14 protein-coding genes are annotated in these 16,343 nt (G+C 64.2%); 5 read left to right on the top strand and 9 right to left on the bottom strand.

The window, feature by feature from the left end:
* Nucleotides 1-47: 47 nt before the first annotated feature.
* Complete coding sequence (locus tag O7B34_RS11325; RefSeq protein WP_337146162.1) at nt 48-1,577, top strand: HAL/PAL/TAL family ammonia-lyase; 1,530 nt, start codon at nt 48-50, stop codon at nt 1,575-1,577.
* On the opposite strand, the gene O7B34_RS11320 is transcribed toward O7B34_RS11325, so the two are convergent.
* Complete coding sequence (locus tag O7B34_RS11320; RefSeq protein WP_442920962.1) at nt 1,555-2,997, bottom strand: NAD(P)-dependent oxidoreductase; 1,443 nt, start codon at nt 2,995-2,997, stop codon at nt 1,555-1,557. The genes O7B34_RS11325 and O7B34_RS11320 overlap by 23 nt on opposite strands.
* 52 nt (nt 2,998-3,049) lie before the next feature.
* The gene (locus O7B34_RS11315; protein ID WP_337141332.1) at nt 3,050-3,232 is read right to left on the bottom strand and encodes a hypothetical protein; all 183 of its coding nucleotides are present in this window, start codon (nt 3,230-3,232) and stop codon (nt 3,050-3,052) included.
* 83 nt (nt 3,233-3,315) lie between these two features.
* Here O7B34_RS11315 and O7B34_RS11310 point away from each other — a divergent pair, with 83 nt between their 5' ends.
* The 3 genes from O7B34_RS11310 to O7B34_RS11300 all read left to right on the top strand — a co-directional run bounded on the left by O7B34_RS11310 (nt 3,316) and on the right by O7B34_RS11300 (nt 7,584).
* Nucleotides 3,316-5,169, top strand: a complete 1,854-nt coding sequence (locus O7B34_RS11310) for an ABC transporter ATP-binding protein (RefSeq protein ID WP_337146161.1) — start codon at nt 3,316-3,318, stop codon at nt 5,167-5,169.
* Nucleotides 5,169-7,061, top strand: a complete 1,893-nt coding sequence (locus tag O7B34_RS11305; protein ID WP_337141330.1) for an ABC transporter ATP-binding protein — start codon at nt 5,169-5,171, stop codon at nt 7,059-7,061. The genes O7B34_RS11310 and O7B34_RS11305 overlap by 1 nt, the downstream gene beginning before the upstream one ends.
* Nucleotides 7,062-7,254: 193 nt before the next feature.
* The gene (locus O7B34_RS11300; RefSeq protein WP_337146160.1) at nt 7,255-7,584 is read left to right on the top strand and encodes a hypothetical protein; all 330 of its coding nucleotides are present in this window, start codon (nt 7,255-7,257) and stop codon (nt 7,582-7,584) included.
* Between the two features lie 34 nt (nt 7,585-7,618).
* Here the strand turns inward: O7B34_RS11300 and O7B34_RS11295 are convergent, their stop codons facing one another.
* The 7 genes from O7B34_RS11295 to O7B34_RS11265 all read right to left on the bottom strand — a co-directional run bounded on the left by O7B34_RS11295 (nt 7,619) and on the right by O7B34_RS11265 (nt 14,696).
* Entirely contained in the window at nt 7,619-8,401 is a 783-nt protein-coding gene (locus O7B34_RS11295) for an ABC transporter ATP-binding protein (RefSeq protein WP_027145194.1), read from the bottom strand.
* 10 nt (nt 8,402-8,411) lie between these two features.
* Complete coding sequence (locus O7B34_RS11290) at nt 8,412-9,275, bottom strand: ABC transporter permease (protein WP_337146159.1); 864 nt, start codon at nt 9,273-9,275, stop codon at nt 8,412-8,414.
* 28 nt (nt 9,276-9,303) lie between these two features.
* Complete coding sequence (locus tag O7B34_RS11285) at nt 9,304-10,314, bottom strand: ABC transporter substrate-binding protein (RefSeq protein ID WP_337146158.1); 1,011 nt, start codon at nt 10,312-10,314, stop codon at nt 9,304-9,306.
* 430 nt (nt 10,315-10,744) lie between these two features.
* Nucleotides 10,745-11,476, bottom strand: coding sequence for a histidine utilization repressor (gene hutC / locus O7B34_RS11280; protein ID WP_337146157.1), 732 nt, complete (start codon nt 11,474-11,476; stop codon nt 10,745-10,747).
* Complete coding sequence (locus tag O7B34_RS11275; protein WP_337146156.1) at nt 11,473-12,504, bottom strand: zinc-dependent alcohol dehydrogenase; 1,032 nt, start codon at nt 12,502-12,504, stop codon at nt 11,473-11,475. Before O7B34_RS11275 ends, hutC begins: the two co-directional genes overlap by 4 nt.
* 15 nt (nt 12,505-12,519) lie before the next feature.
* Nucleotides 12,520-13,842 (bottom strand): histidinol dehydrogenase, encoded by a 1,323-nt coding sequence (gene hisD, locus O7B34_RS11270; RefSeq protein ID WP_337146155.1) that lies wholly within the window; start codon nt 13,840-13,842, stop codon nt 12,520-12,522.
* Between the two features lie 80 nt (nt 13,843-13,922).
* Entirely contained in the window at nt 13,923-14,696 is a 774-nt protein-coding gene (locus tag O7B34_RS11265; RefSeq protein ID WP_337146154.1) for an SDR family NAD(P)-dependent oxidoreductase, read from the bottom strand.
* Nucleotides 14,697-15,057: 361 nt separating this feature from the next.
* Between O7B34_RS11265 and O7B34_RS11260 the strand changes: the two genes are divergently transcribed.
* Entirely contained in the window at nt 15,058-16,341 is a 1,284-nt protein-coding gene (locus O7B34_RS11260) for an NAD(P)/FAD-dependent oxidoreductase (RefSeq protein ID WP_337146153.1), read from the top strand.
* Nucleotides 16,342-16,343 lie beyond the last annotated feature (2 nt).

Below are 16,343 nucleotides of genomic sequence, written 5' to 3'. Positions count from 1 at the left end.
CGCAGCGCCACCGGCCCGGGCATCCGGTCACGGGATACAGGCGAGACATGACAGCCCGAATGATACTGCTCGACGCCAAGCCGCTCAGCGCGGTTGACGTCGCCGAGATCGCGCGGCGCAATGCGCGGCTGATGCTGGGCGAGGAGGCGATGCGGCGCATCCGGGCGAGCCGCGCGCTCATCGAGCAGCTGACGCAACTCGGCAAGCCGATGTATGGCGTCACGACCGGCCTTGGCGCCTGTGTCGACACGCCGCTCGCGCAGGCCGATCTGATCGCCTTCCAGCACAGCGTGCCGCTCAGCCACAGCATGGGTATCGGCCCGGCCCTTCCGACCGAGGCGGTGCGGGCGCTGATGGCCGCGCGCATCTCAGGCATGGCCGCGGGCGGCACCGGCACTTCCGAACGCGTGGTGATGGGCCTCGTGGCGGCGCTCAACGCCGGCGTCCATCCGGTGATCCCCACCTGGGGATCGATTGGCGCGGCGGACCTTGCCCATCTCGGCCATATGGCGCGAGCGCTGCGCGGCGACGGCGAGACGGAATACCAGGGCAAGATCATGCCGTCGGCCGAAGCACTCGCACTCGCCGGGCTCGAACCGCTCGATCTGCGCGAGAAGGACGGCCACGCCATCATCGTCGCCAACAGCCTGTCGACCGGCACGGCGTGCCTGTGTCTCGAAGACGTCGCCCATCTCATCGACTGGGCGCTGGCCGCGGTGGCGCTCAACTACGAGGCGTTCCGCTCTTCCCTGACCGCGATCGACGAAGATGCGCTCGCCGCGCGGCCCGCCTTCGGCCAGCGCGAGATTGGCGCGCGGCTGCGTGCGGAACTGGCGGGAAGCGGCCTGTGGAAGGACAAAGCGCCGCGCCGGCTCCAGGATCCGCTCAGCTATCGCTGCGTGCCGCAGGTCTGGGGCGGCCTGCTGCATGCGTTCGAACAGGCGAAGCTGGCAACGGAGATCGAACTGACCCATTCCGGCGACAACCCGGTGATCCTGCCCGAAGACGGACGCGTCGTCTCAAACGGCAATTTCGACCTCACGGCGATGACGCTGGCCTGGGAGCAGCTTGGCCAAGCGCTCGCGCATTGCGCGGTGGGCACCGCCAACCGCTGCATGAAGCTGATGTCGCCGACAATTGCGGAGCTACCGCGCTTCCTGTCGGCCAGGGGCGGCAGCCGCCAGGGCTACGCTGAACTGCAAAAGCCGCTCGCCGCGCTGGAAGCCGAGATCCGGCATCTGGCCAACCCGATGTCGCTCAGCCCGCTCGCCGTATCTGACGGCATCGAGGACCAGTCGTCGATGGCGCCACGGGTGGTGGCCAAGACCGCCGAAATTGTCGAACGCCTGCGCTACCTCGTGGCGATGGAGCTGATCTTCGCGGCGACGGGTGTGGAGTTGCGTGGCGTCGTCGACAGCATGGGCGAAGGACCGCAGCGCACCTTTGCCGCCATCCGTGCGCTCGTCAGCCCGCTCGACGACGATCGTGAGATGAGCGCCGACATGACGCGGGTCGCCCGTATGGTGGCCGGTCCCCGGGACCGAGAGCTCCGGCCTATTGCTGAAAAGGTCCCCTGAGATCGAGGTTCTCGGCCAGAAGGCAGAAGCGGTCGATCAACCGGACAAGGTCTTCGCCCTGTTCGGCGACAATCGCGCCTCGCTCGGCAGGCGGAGTATCCGAGAGAGCTTTCCACAACCGGCTTTGGCGATCACAGAGATCCGCCAACTCGCAGCATTCGCTGGCGGTCAGTTTCAAAAGGTGGTCGGAGGTCACCGGTCCGATGCCTGGAGGCGTGGTCGCTCCAACGGAAAAATAGTTTGGCGGCACGGTGCCTTTTGCGTTCGTCACTGTCTTGCGGCAGATGACATCGAAGATCTGGTCGACGGCCTGCTTGGCGCCGGCGACGCGCGAGGGATGATCCGTGTCGGCCGCCGCATGCGGCAGAAGCTCGAGCCTGGCGCCATGCCTCTCGACGAGATCGAGATAAGGCAGCATCGGGCCAGACAAGCTGCCGGTGGAGGCATCCCTGAACAGGTCGGCATCGATCGCGGCGTGGCGCACCTGCCCTGCATTCAGGGCGTCGCCCAAGGCCGCGACGTCGACGAGCTCGCCGCGATCGTAGTTGACCAGCACCGCGCCGCTTTTCATGCGAGACAAAATGTCCGCGCCGATGAGCCCGGCATTGGCATAGCGGCCGGTCCGCGCATCCTGGTTGCCCAGGCCGACATGAACGCTCAGCACATCGGCGCCTGCAGCCGCGTCGGCGAGATCCGCCGCAAAGGCAAAGCCCTCGGCTTCTATCCAGTCCCGATGCCGGGGCCGCGCGTGGATCACCACGCGCATGCCGAAGGCGCGGGCAAGCTTGGCCACCTCCCTGCCGATATTGCCATAGCCGATGATCGCGATGGTCTTGCCTTCGAGCTTTGCGGTGGGGAAATCGCGCAGCTCCCTGCCTGTGTCGAAGAAGCCCCGCGCCACCCGGTCGTGAAGCAAGTCCACCGGGAGATCCGGCAGCACTTTCAGGATCGCCTTCATCACCATCTGCGCGGTTGCGCGGCTGTTGATGCCGGGCGTGTTCATCAGGACCGCCGAACCGCCCTCGCCACTGCCGCCGCCCCACGAGCGCGAGCCCATATTGCCGGTGCCGGCGCCGATCCGCACACCGGCCAGCGGAAAGACGGTCTCTGCCGGCAGGAAGGTGGCGGCGGCGATGACGGCGTCATAGCGTCCGTCGCCGGCGGCTCCAATCAGCTCTTCGCGGGTGCTGAGATCCGGCTGGTAGAAGAAATGCACTCGGCCAGGTTCGAGAGCGGTCTTGTCGCCAAGTCCGGTCGCATGAAAGCGGCCGCCCTTGGCCTCGATATGGGCACGCACCTCCGAAGGGTCGGGTTTTCCGTCAGCATCAAAGCGCAGGCCGATCAGATCGCAGATCAGAACGGCGTAGGCGCGTTGCGGATCGATCGATTCAACGGCGTGTGTGTCTGTTGTCGCGGTCACGTCGTTCCCTCATGAAGGATGGAAGCCTACTGGAAGAGCAGGCGCTGAATAATCAGAACCTATCCGCCCGCAAAGTCGCGAGATCGATCACCGGCGGCAGACCAGCGGCGAGTTGCGACACGATCTTGCCGGTGACCGCTCCGCAGATCAGGCGCTGACGGCCATGGCCGAGATGGCACCCGGCACCGCCTTTCAGGTACAGTGCGATGCCGTCATTGACCCCTTGAACGGGCAAGCCGGACGCGCGTAAAATCGCGCTATCTGATTGAGTCTGCTACATTCGTTCGGGCTAATGTCCGGATTGGTCTGGGTATTTCCTTGCACACGGATGCAACCAGCGCGGCCAAGCGCGGCAAATCATTTGCCCATGTGGCGGAAGCCTCCTGGGGCAAGGGCCTCAGCACGTTGCTGCGCATCGTGCGCATGACGCTGCGCCATCCCTGGCAGGTTGCCATCACCCTCATCTCGACCTTTGTCGCAGCGACGCTGCAACTCTTCATTCCGCGCCTCTTGGGCCGCGCCATCGACCAGGCGCAAGGGGTGATGGCCGCGGGTGCCGGCACCGCGGCCGAGCAGGCGCTGTGGACTACCGCGCTGACGCTGCTGGTCGTCAGCATCCTGCGCGGTCTTTTCACCATGGCGCAGAACTACTATGGCGAGGCCGTCGGCCATCAGACGGGCTATGAGCTGCGGCTCGCCTTCTATGAGAAAATCCAGCGGCTGAGCTTTTCCTTCCACGACAAGGTCCATACCGGCGACCTCATCACGCTCGGGCTGCTCGATCTCGACGGCGTGCGCATGTTCTTTTCCACCGGCATCCTGCGCGTGGTGCTGCTTGGCGTGCTGATCGGGGTCGGCGCCTATTTGTTGATCAGCACCGATCTCGTGCTCGGATTATTGAGCCTCAGCTTCGTGCCATTCGTCGCCTGGCGCTCCTCGGTGACGCAGCTCCGGCTGCGCAGCACCTGGCTGACGCTGCAGGAGCGGCTGTCGGTGCTGAGCCGGGTGATGGACGAGAATCTCGGGGGCATCCGTGTCGTGCGCGCCTTCGCGGCACAGCGGCATGAGCTGGCGAAATTCGATCGCGCCAAACAGGATGCGCTGGAGCTCGCCAATGAGCGCGTCGACATCCGCGTCTCCAACACCAGCGCCATGAACTTTTCCTTCCTGGCCGCCATGGGCCTGGTACTGTGGTTCGGCGGCCAGAAGGTGATCGCGGGCCAAATCAGCGTCGGAACGCTGGCCCAGTTCCTCACCTTCATGACCATATTGCAGATGCCGGTGCGCCAGCTCGGCCTGATGGTCAACTCCTTCGCGCGCGCCTCGACCTGTGGCACGCGGCTGTTCGAACTGCTCGACACGGAGCTCGACATCAAGGATGCGCCCGGTGCCAAAGATCTCGTCATCTCCGACGGCGTGCTGCGCTTCGACAATGTCGGTTTCCGCTACGAGGGCGCCGGCGAACGTCCGACGCTTTCCGGCGTTTCCTTCGAAGCGAGGCCCGGCGAGACCGTCGGCATCGTCGGCCCGCCGGGCAGCGGCAAGTCGACCATCGCGCATCTGATCCCGCGCTTCTACGACGTGGCCTCTGGCGCGATCACCATTGACGGGCAGGACATCCGCAAAGTCACGCTGCAATCGCTGCGCAAGGCGGTCGGCGTCGTGCAGCAGGACGCGTTCCTGTTCACCACCTCGATCGAGAACAACATCGCCTATGGCAATCCCTGGGCGCGCGAGACCCGCATCGGGCAAGCCGCCGAGTATGCCCAGCTGCACAATTACATTATCGGCCTTCCGGCCGGCTACACCACGGTCGTCGGGGAACGCGGGGCGTCGCTTTCCGGCGGCCAGCGGCAGCGCCTGACCATCGCGCGCAGCCTGATGCTGCGGCCATCAGTGCTGGTCTTCGACGATTCCACCGCCGCCGTCGACGCCGGCACCGAGCAGCGGATCCGGGCGGCGATGAAGCGCTTCGCCAGGGATCGCGTGACGCTCATCATTTCGCACCGGCTGAGTTCGTTGATGCATGCCGACCAGATCCTGTTCGTCGAGGGCGGCCGGATCGTGGAACGCGGCACGCATGAGGAATTGCTGGCGCTCGGCGGACGCTACCGCGCGCTTTACGACCTGCAGCTGCGGCCGGACGAAGATCGGCTCGAGGGAGCCGCCTGATGTCGACGCAGGACGACGACGAGAAGGAAGACACAAGCCGGCGCCCGACGAAGGCGGTCGTCGGTTCGCACCGGGACGAGGAAGAGGTCTTCGGCAAGGCCTACGATCCGCGCATCGTCAGGCGCATCTGGAGCTTCGTCAGACCATATCAGGGCCGGATCTTCATCTCGGTCGCCGCGGTACTGGTGTTCACGCTGACGCAGCTGGCGATCCCGCTGGTCATCCGCTACGCCATCGATCACGGCATGGCTCCGGGCAAGCTCGACCGATCGGTGATGATCTCCGCGATTGTCGCTTTTGCCGTCATCATCCTCATCAACTACGCCGCCAGTCATATCCAGGAGAGCGTCGTCGGCAAGGTGGCCGAGAACGTGCTATCCGACCTGCGTCGTGCCATGTTCAGCCACCTGCAGCGGGTCTCTCTAGGCTTCATGGACAGGACCGAGGTCGGCCGGCTGATGTCGCGCCTGCAGGGCGACGTCAATTCGATGCAGGAATTCCTCGAGACCTCCGTGATGTCGGTGGGCGACATCGTGCTGTTGTTCGGCATCGTCACCGTCCTCCTGTGGCTCGACTTCCGGCTCGGCCTGCTGACGCTGTCGACCATGCCGATGCTGTTCATCGTGCGCCTGTTCTGGCTGCCGCGCGCTAAGGTCGCCTTCATGGCCGCCCACGAGACCAACTCCATCGCCAACGGCGCGCTTGCCGAAGGCATCCATGGCGTGCGCACCGTGCAGAGCCTGGAGCGCCAGCATGTCAATTTCGACCTCTACGACGAGAAGGTGCTGGCCAATCTCAACGCGCATCTGCGATCGGCGAGATACGCGCAGGTGATGGTGCCGATCGTCGATACGCTGACCGGCATCGCCATGGCGACCGTGATCGTCGTCGGCGGGTCGATGGTGCTGTCGCACAGTCTCGACATCGGCGTGATGGTGGCGTTCCTGTTCTACATCCAGCGCTTCTTCGACCCGATCCGCTCGCTGACCATGCAATACAGCGTCATGCAGCGCGCCATGGCTTCGGGCCAGCGTATCTCCGAAGTGCTCGACGTGCCGGTGGATGTCAGCGACAAGGAAAATGCGGTGGCACTGTCGCGCGACATGGACGGTTCGGTCGAGTTCCGGAATGTCACTTTCGGCTACCGGCCGAACCAGCCGGTGCTGAAAGACATCTCCTTTCGGGTCAATCCCGGCGAGACGGTCGCGCTTGTCGGGCCCACCGGGTCGGGCAAGTCGAGCTCGATGGCGCTTGTGCACCGCTTCTACGATGTCTGGTCGGGCGAGGTCCTGGTCGGCGGCCACGATGTGCGCGACCTGACGCAGGACTCGCTCGGCGACCAGGTGGCCATGGTGCTGCAGGAACCGTTCCTGTTCTCCGGCACGGTGCTGGAGAACATCCGCTATCACAAGACCGGTGCCAGCCGCGAAGAGGTGGTGCGCGCCGCCCAGGCCGTCGGTGCGCACGACTTCATTGAGCAATTGCCCGACGGGTACGACACCGAGCTCGAACAGCGCGGCGGCAACCTCTCGCTCGGCCAGCGCCAACTGATCAGCTTCGCGCGCGCGCTGGTGGCCGACGCCAAGATCCTCGTCCTCGATGAGGCCACGGCCAGCATCGATTCCTACACCGAGATGCTGATCCAGAAGGCACTGATCAAACTGCTGGAGGGACGCACCGGGCTGGTCATCGCGCACCGCCTGGCCACCATCCGCGGCGCCGATCGCATCATCGTGCTGCAGAATGGCGAGGTCGTCGAAAGCGGCAACCATGAGCAGCTGATGAAGAGGAAAGGCCTTTACGCCCGCCTCTACAACATGAACTACGCTTCCTTCGACGACATTTCCGAGGAAGAGATGGAAATGGACGCGGCGGCCGGCAAAGCAACGTAAGCCCGTGCTGGCGGGTTCGAACGGACGGATTGCTTCCATACCCTTTGCCGAGAAGACCTATTTGCGAGATCCCCTGATATGGCCGCTGACCTGCACGCCGTCCTCGGGACCGTGAAGGCCCGATTTCGTGAAGGAACGTGTGCAGGGAGGCGCGCGTTCTTTCCAATGTCTCGAATGAAAAGGAGACATGCTCATGGAAAAGCGAAACGTATTCCTCGGTTCCATCGTGTTGACGTTGGCCACGAGCGCCGTCCCGTTTGCCACAGTCGCCGAAGCCGCCGTCGCCAAGCACCACTATGTCCGCGTCACCACCGCCCATAATGGCCACACGCAGACCGCGAACCGCGGACACAGACCCCGTTACGTTTGGGTTGATGCCGGTTGGACCGGCGAGAATTCGACCGACAACAGCAACTGGATGGACAGCTATTACAATGGTTACGGCAGTTACCGCGGGTATGCCGGCGACTTTTGCGGCACCATCGCATGGACGCTCGGCATATGCAGTCCCCACGGCCTCTGATTCCTGACCGCCGTGGGGCCAACGAAGGTTGCATTTACGCCATTTCGGGGCGTCTTGACGCCTCGCGGATCGCCTTGTGCACGCCGCGCTGCAAATCCATGAAGGCGGGGGTCTCCATCACCTCTTCCCGGCGCGGTCGCTCGATGTCAACGTTGAAGGTCTGCATGATGCGCCCGGGGCCGATCCCCATGACGACGATGCGATCCGAGAGGTAGACGGCCTCCTCGACGTCATGCGTGACGAACAGCACTGTGAGCCGATGCTCTTCCCAGATCTGGGTCAGCAGTTCCTGCATCTGGTGCCGCGTCAGGGCATCGAGCGCGCCGAAGGGCTCGTCCATCAGCAGCATCTTCGGGCGATAGGAAAGCGCGCGCGCGATGGCGACGCGCTGCTTCATGCCGCCCGACAGTTCGGACGGGAAGCGATCGGCGCTTTGCGACAGCTTGACGAGGTCGAGATGCTCGAGCGCGATCTCGCGGCAGGCGGAGCGATCATAGCCGGCGGCCTTGAGGGCGAACTCGATATTCTGCCGCGCCGTCAGCCAGGGAAGCAGCGTGTAGGACTGGAAGACGACACCACGGTCGAGACCCGGTTGCAAGATCGGTGCGCCGTCGATGCTGAGATCGCCGGCGTCAAAATCCTGCAGTCCGGCGACGATCGACAGCAACGTGCTCTTGCCGCAGCCCGACGTGCCGACGAGGGAGACGAACTCGTTGTCGGCAAGGTCGAGATTGATGTCCCGCAGCACTTGCGTACGCCGCTCGCCGGTGCCGAAGCTCTTGTCGAGACCGGCGATGCGCAATTTGGGAACTGTCATCGGCGGTTCCTCATTGCGGGTGGCCCTCCTGCCGGAACAGCACCTTCTCCAAGGCCTTCATGACCTGGTCGGTGATGAGGCCGAGCACGCCCAGGAGCAGGATGTAGCCGATGATGGTGTTTGTCTGGAAATAGCGCTGCGACACGGTGATGCGATAGCCCAGGCCGGATGTCGCCGCGACGAGCTCGGCCAGAACCAGCCAGGTCCATGCCCAGCCGAGGCTGATGCGCAGCGTGTCCCAGATGCCCGGCAAGGCACTGGGTACGACGATGCGCGTCAGAATCTTGCGGTCCGGCAGACCGAGCGTGCGGCCAAGGCCGATGAAGTCGGTAGGAACCCGTTTCACATTGTCCATGACCATCAGCACTTGCTGGAAGAAGGTGCCGATGAAGATAATCAGGAATTTCTGGGTGTCTCCGGTACCGGCCCACAGGATGGAGAGCGGCACGAAGGCGACAACCGGCATATAGCGGATGAAATCCACCAGCGGCTCGATGGCCGCCTCCCAGGAGCGGAAACTGCCGATCAGCACGCCGATCGGTATGGACAATGCCGAGGCGAGGAGAAAGCCGATGGAAATGCGGTACATCGAGGCCCTGAGGTCCAGCCACAAGGTGCCGTCGGCCGCGAGCTTGGCGATCTGGGTGGCGACGCTGCCTGGCGACGGCAGGAAGATGGGTTTCACCCATTCCAGCCCGGTCGCCGCCCACCAGGCGAGACCAAGGCCGACAAAGACAGCCACCGCTATCGCCAGGAAACGCGACCTGGCGATGGGAACGCCGATCCCGGAGGATCGGCGACGCCTCGCCGGTTTTGCGGCGGGCGCCGGCGACGGGCGGGCCAAACCGGTTTTCGCGGGAGGCTCCCCGGACATCTGCGTTACCACCGCGATCCGGATCTCGTCATTGCGCCGCCTTGACGAAGGACGGGTCGATCATCTGCTCCGGCTTCACATCGGCCTGAAGCAGCTTGGCGTTCTTGGCCGCCGCTTCGACGTCGGCGAATGTCTTGGTGGTAAAATCGCCGGTGAGCGCCGTCTTGTTTTCGGCCAGGGAGTAGTAGCGCACGCCGTCGAAGGCTGTGTTGAGGTCCTTGACGTCGGAACCGACCGCCTTGGCGATGATGGCGCGACCGCCCGGGGTATCGGCCTTATAGTCCTTGAGTGCGGCGTCCCAGCTCTTGATCATGGCCAGCACCTGCCCGGGCCGCGACTTGATCACCTCGTCGCGCACCACCAGCACGTCGCTGATCAGGCCGGGATCCTCGCCGGCGGTGAACAGCAGCTTGACGTCCTTGTTCTGCGCCATGGCGACAGTGAGGTACGGCTCGTAGGTGACCGCGACCGGCACCTGGCCCGCGATCAAGGCACTGCCGGCGTCGGCGGCAGGCATTGGAACCGGCTGGATATCGGCTACCGACATGCCGTTCCTGGCGAGCGCGTATTTGAGCAGGATGTCGCTCGTCGTGCCTTCCTCGAAAGCGACCTGCTTGCCCTTGAGATCGGCGATGGATGCGACGTCCTTGCCGGCGACGATGGCGTCGGCCGTCATGGAGACATCGAGCAGCAGCACGATCTTCACCGGCAGGCCGGCCGCAACCATGCCCATCGCCGTGTGAGTGGCGATGTTGGCGGCGTCGAGCTGGCCGCTTGCGAGTGCGGCGTTGATATCCTTGTCTTCTGCGAAATTGACGATCTGGACGTCCGACAGGCCGTTTGTTTTGAACAGGCCCTTGGCGTCGGCGACATGCCACTGGCCATATCCAAGCCAGGGCTCGATGCCGATCTTGAACGATCCGGCCTCGGGCGTCGTGGGAATGGCCGCATCGGCCGCATGGGCCGCCGGGGCGGCGGTGAGCCCGACGGCAACGGCCATCACCAATGCGCGAAATTGTCCTGCTAGGTTGAGCGTCATCTTTTGTTCCCCTTGATGATCAGACCGCTTTTTACCCAGGCATCCGGTCTGGTGAGACTGCGGGGTTCTGCTCTTGCGGCACTGTGCCTCGGCGTCTTGCCCGCCACTTCATGGTTGAAGTGCCGACATATCTCAACGTCAGCGCCAGCGGATGTCAAGGCTGAAATACATACATGCATATACAAGTTGGTGGAGTCCAATTTTACGTTGATCCGGCGAATCTCCCGCCCGAGTACTCCCGCTTTTTCAGGATCGATCCGATCGAGAAAACCGGTCACCCGGTTGGTTCCGCCATCGGGCTTACCTGCCGACCATCCTTTGCCGTTGGAACTCGACCGTCGTGGCATGCTGCCGGTGGATTGGCGAGCAATGCTGCGATCACGACTTTTCCTGTCGCCGTGAAACCTCGGCTTGCATTGGTTCGTCGACTTCAGCTTGCCCTGGAAGGCGAGTAGCGGCTGCCGAGCGAGTAGCGGCTGCCGGCATAGGTCAGCTTGCTGATCGTGGCCACGACCGCCCCCGTCCACGTCCGGCGATGCAGGAGAAGGCAGCAACTGCCGACATCGATGCCCAGATGCTGCGCCGTCTCCTTGTCGGCCGGGATGGCGGAGATGATATGCTCGACCTCGGTCACCGGGGTCTTCTGCATGAGGTAGTCGTAGGTCGCCGTCCTGGTGAAGTCCTGCTTGTCGTAGTCGGGGATCAGGTTCGGATTGACGAAACGCTCCTCCAGTTGCACCGGCAGGTCGTTCTCGAAATTGACGACGACGGAGTGATAGACCGAGGTGCGCTTCGCAAACTCGAACGACAGCGCGAGTTCCTTCGTCGGCACGATGGTTTCGAGGACGAGAACTTCGGAGCGATGCCTGTTGCCGCGCTCGACGATCTCGGCGGCGATATTGTTGATCTCGATCAGCGTCGACTGCGGCCGGGGTGGCGCGATGAACGTTCCGACACCTTGCAGCCGGATCAGGAATCCCGCGGCGGTCAGTTCCCGCAAGGCCCGGTGAACCGTCATCCGCGACACGCCCAGCGAAACCACCAGCTCGTTCTCGGACGGCAGCTTGCGATCCTTGCCCCATTTGCCCGCTCCGATGTTGGTCAGGATGTAATCCTTCACCTTCTCGTAAAGGGGGCTCGCCGTGTCGGGCAAATCGATCATTTCAAATCCTTTCCGGCAGGTTGCCGCATACGGATGATTGTTTTCAAGCCATCGCTCTTCCCGGCCAGCAGCCGCTCATAGGCGGCTGGAATCTCGTCGAGGCCAATCTCGCGATCGACAAGGGCCAGCAGCGGTTCACTCAGTTCATCCAGCATCCGCACGGCGTCGGGCAATTCGTCGGCGAAGGCATGGCATCCAAGCAATGCGATCTCGCGCTCGACCAGAACATTGGGGTCGATGTCGAGCCGGCCATGGAAGATACCGACCATCGCCACCGCGCCGCCGGGATCAAGAACGCCTAGCAACTGGTTGAAGGCGGCGATGCTGCCCGTCGCCTCGACGGCCGCCAGCAGCGGGGCATTGGCGGTCGCGGCTGCAATGGCATCGCGGTCGAGATCGACGATCGTGGCGCCGGTCACCCGCGCCACCCGGGCGCAGCGGTCCCGGTTGCGGTCGGCGACAAGCACGGTGCCGGCAAAGGTTCGGGAGAGCAGCAGCGCGGCGAGACCACCGATCGGACCGCAACCGACGACAAGCACCGAGCCCGCCGTTCTCGGCAACCGTCGCACCGCGTGCAGCGCGACCGCGAGCGGCTCGGCCATGGCAGCGACCCGCTCGTCGAGACCGGCGTCGATGACATGCAGCAGACATGCGGGCAGCACCGCCTGTTCGGCAAAGCCGCCATCGCAGATTTCGCCGACGAAGCCCAGCGAAGTGCAGAGATGCCGCTTGCCGGCGCGGCATTGCGCGCAATCTCCGCACCAGAAGCGGGAATCCGCGACCACCCTGTCGCCGACGGCGACGGTATCGACGCCCTCGCCCAGCGCGATCACCGTGCCGGTGAGCTCATGGCCAGCTGTCGAAGGCGACCGGCTGATCCATTGGCCGGTGCGGAAATTGTGCAGGTCCGAACCGCAGATGCCCGCGGCATCGACCCTGATCTTCACCCAGCCGGCATCCGGAATGCCCGGCGCGGCGACGTCCTCGACGCGCAGATCGCCCGGTCCATAAAGTCGTGCCGCCTTCATCGCGATCGTCTCCGCTCAGCCGGCGAGATAGCGGTCGCGGATTTCCGAAACCGCGTTTTCGTGCGAGCTGAAGCCCTCGTAGCGCGCGAGCCTGCGGGCATGCAGCGCCAGTTCCGGATAGGCGGCCGAGGTGACATAGCCGACCGACGAACGCTTGACGAAATCCGTCACCGAAAGCGGCCCATAGGTCCGCGCCCAGCGGCTGGTCGGCAGCACGGCATTCGGTCCGAGGACAAAATTGGCGAGGGTGACCGGCGTGTGCGGACCCATCAGGATTTCGGCCGCTTCGGTGATGTGGCCGAGATGCGCGAACGGCTCCTTCGAGAGTATCTCGAGATGTTCGGGCGCATAGTCGTTGATGAAGCGGTAAGAGTCTTCCAACGACGCGGTCAGCACGATGCCGCCGCGCTCTCCCGTCAGCACCGCGCGCGAGAAATCCACACGCTGCTCGGTCATGCGCGACCAGTGGTCGGGAAGTGCAGCAAGTGCCGCCTCGGCAACCTTGCGGCTGTGCGTCACCAGGTAGGCCGAGGAATCCGGCCCGTGCTCGGCCTCGATCAGCAGATCGAGCGCGGCAAGGCCTCCGTCGACGCTGTCGTCGGCAAAGATCATGGCCTCCGACGGCCCGGCCGGCAGACCCGTGTTGATGATCGAGGACAGCACGCTCTTGGCGGCCACCACCCATGGGCTGCCCGGGCCGACGATCTTGAGCGCCGGCTTCACCGTCTCGGTGCCGTAGGCGACCGCGGCGACGGCTTGCGCGCCGCCGCATTTGTACACGGTCTCGACGCCGGCGAGGCGAGCGGCGACCAGCGTGGCCGCGTCCACGGAGCCATCCAAGGTTGGCGGCGTCACAATGGCGATCTGCGGCACGCCGGCAATGACAGCCGGAACCGACGTCATCATCGTCACCGACGGAAAGGCGCCCTTTCCGCGCGGCACGTAGAGCGCGACCGACGCGATCGGCGTATATCTGTCGCCGGCATAGGCGCCCGGCCGGACTTCCTTGAGCCACATGGTTTCCGGCTTCTGCTCTTCATGAAAATGCCGGATGTTTTCGATGCCGAACCCGATGCTCTCCACGACATCCTTCTCGACCTTGTCGAAGGCGGCATCAAATTCCGCTTCCGACACTTTCAGTTCGCCTTCGGCCACATTGGCCTTGTCCAAGTCCCTGGCGAAGCGGATCAGGGCGGCGTCGCCCTCGTTCCGGACCGCCTCAATAATCGGGCGGACCTTTTCGACGAAGACCGACAGATCGCTCTCGGCGCGTTTCAGCAGACCGGCCCGCCGGATGGCATCGAGGGATGACAGATCGTGGAAGCTGACGTCAGGCATGGTATTCCCTCCTGTTGGAACGCAATGTGCCGGCCGGTCACATTGCGGAAGACTCTGTTTTCGAAGCTGGGCGAGCCGCCTCAGATCGATGCCAGGAAACCGCCATCCACCGGAATGGACTGGCCGGTTATGTAGGCCGCGGCATCCGAAGCAAGGAACACGGCGATGCCGTGCAGATCGCGCAGATCGCCGAAACGATGCTGCGGAATCTTGGCGAGCATGGATTGCTGCCACGCCTCGTTGCCGTAGAACACTTCCGTCATCGCCGTCCTGAAATAGCCCGGGGCGATGGCGTTGACCCTGATGCCAAGTTCCGCCCATTCCACTGCCAGCGCCCGTGTCATGCCGAGCAGGCCCGATTTCGACGAACCATATGGCACCGCTGTTGGAATGCCGACTTCTGAAGTCAGCGAGCAGAGATTGATGATAGCGCCGGGCCGCCCGGCGTCCCGCATCTGCCGCGCCGCCGCCTGGGCGCAGAAGAACGCCCCTTTGAGGTTGGTATCGATGATCCGGTCCCAGAGGGACTCGTCGACGTCGAGCGAGGGCCGGACCTCTTCCACCCCGGCATTGTTGACGAGAATGTCGAGGCCGCCAAGCAGGCGGGCTGCCTCGACGGTGGCCGCACGGCACCGGCCGACATCGGTCACGTCAAGGGCAATGGCATGCGCGACCCCGCCGGCCGCGCGGATGGCCGCCACCGTTTCATCGAGCGAGTCCAGGTTACGCGCTGTGACCGCGAGGTCGGCGCCGGCGGCGCTCAGCGCCTCGGCGATGCTGCGGCCAATGCCGCGGCTGGCGCCGGTGACAAGCGCCTTCCTGCCCGAAAGGTCGAAAAGAGAAGCGTTGCGCATTGATCCTCCTTGGCCGCTCCGGTTGCGCGGCAGAGAGACTATCAGATCGACTTGCATATACAAGCATGTACAAACAGCCTCGAGTGAGATTGAGGGTGACGTTATCCGCCGCACGCGCGATCACAAAGTTAGCTCTTTCATACGAAATGCCACGGGCGGCGATTGTTCGAGGTTTGTCCAAGACGATAATCGGCCGGCGATGGGGGAGACCAACATGTCCAAAGCTGTGATTTCCGAAAGCCCTGCAGAATTGCCTGGCGTATCCGACAAAAAAGTCTGGGTCTGCCGTGCGTGCCGGATATCGGGCAGTTGAAAGCCGGTTGCCCGTCAAGCCCGCCGCCCTATCGTGAGAGCCCGTCATATGCTGGAAAGCAGCCCGCCCAGGAGCCTCTATCGCGAAACGGCTGGCGGCGCCGGCAAGTACCCCGCCATTGCCGGTCCGCAGCAGGCAAGGGTCGCCATCGTTGGCGGTGGCTTCACGGGCCTTTCCACCGCCTTGCATCTGGCGGAAGCCGGCGAAGACGTCTGCGTGATCGAGACCCATCAGCCTGGATGGGGAGCGTCGGGCAGAAATGGCGGCCAGGTTAATCCCGGCCTCAAATACGATCCGGACACCGTCGAGGCGATGTTCGGCCCGGAGCTTGGGCCGCGGATGATCGAGTTCTCCTACGGCGCGCCGGATTTCACCTTCGGTCTCATCAGGCGCCTGTCGATCGATTGCGAGGCCCGGCAGAACGGCACCATACGAGCGGCGATCCGGCCGAAGCCGGCAGCCTCCGTGCGGGCCACGGCAACGCAATGCGAGCGGCGGGGAATGCCGGTTGAAATGCTGGACGCAAAGGCGATGGCGGCGCGTAGCGGCACGGACAGGTATATATCCGGCATGTTCGATGCCCGCGGCGGCGACCTCCATCCCTTGAAATACGCGCTTGGCCTGGCAGCCGCCGCGCAGATGGCCGGCGCGCGGATATTCGGCGGCAGCGAGGTGCTCTCGCTGAGCAGGCAGGCCGGACGCTGGGTCCTCGAGACAGCAGGCGGTTCCGTCAGCGCCGAAAAGGTCCTGATCGCGACCAACGGCTATACCGGAAACCTGTGGCCCGGCCTGGAGCAGTCGCTCGTCCCGGTGTTCAGCGCCATCGCGGCGACCGAGCCGCTTGCGCCGGTAGCGGCGGCGGCAATTCTCCCCGAAAGGCCCGTCGTCTACGAAGCCGGCAACATCACCGTGTACTATCGTATCGACGCCCAGAACCGGCTTCTCATGGGCGGCCGGGGCCCGATGAGCCCGATCGGCGATGCTTCCGCCATCCGCTACCTCACCGACTATGCGCTGCGGCTCTGGCCGGCGCTTGCTGGAACCGGGTGGACACATGGCTGGAACGGTCGGGTCGCGATCACCAATGACCATCTCCTGCACGTTCACGAGCCGGAAGACGGGATCTTGATCTGCCTTGGCTACAATGGCCGCGGTGTTGCCATGGCCTCGGCGATGGGCGCTGCCCTGGCGCGGCGCCTGCGGGGCGACGAGACATCGCCGTTTCCCATGCCGATATCGCCGCTCAAGCCAATCCGGTTCCATAGCTTCTGGCCGCTTGGCGTCAAGGCGGCGATCCTTTCGGGCCGGGTGAAGGACCGGTTCGGGCTTTGATG

The organism is Mesorhizobium sp. Cs1299R1N3, assembly GCF_037179625.1.
GTDB classification, from domain to species: domain Bacteria; phylum Pseudomonadota; class Alphaproteobacteria; order Rhizobiales; family Rhizobiaceae; genus Mesorhizobium; species Mesorhizobium salmacidum.
The sequence above is the reverse complement of the archived record's forward strand: the minus strand, read 5'-3'. Positions and strand labels throughout refer to the sequence as shown.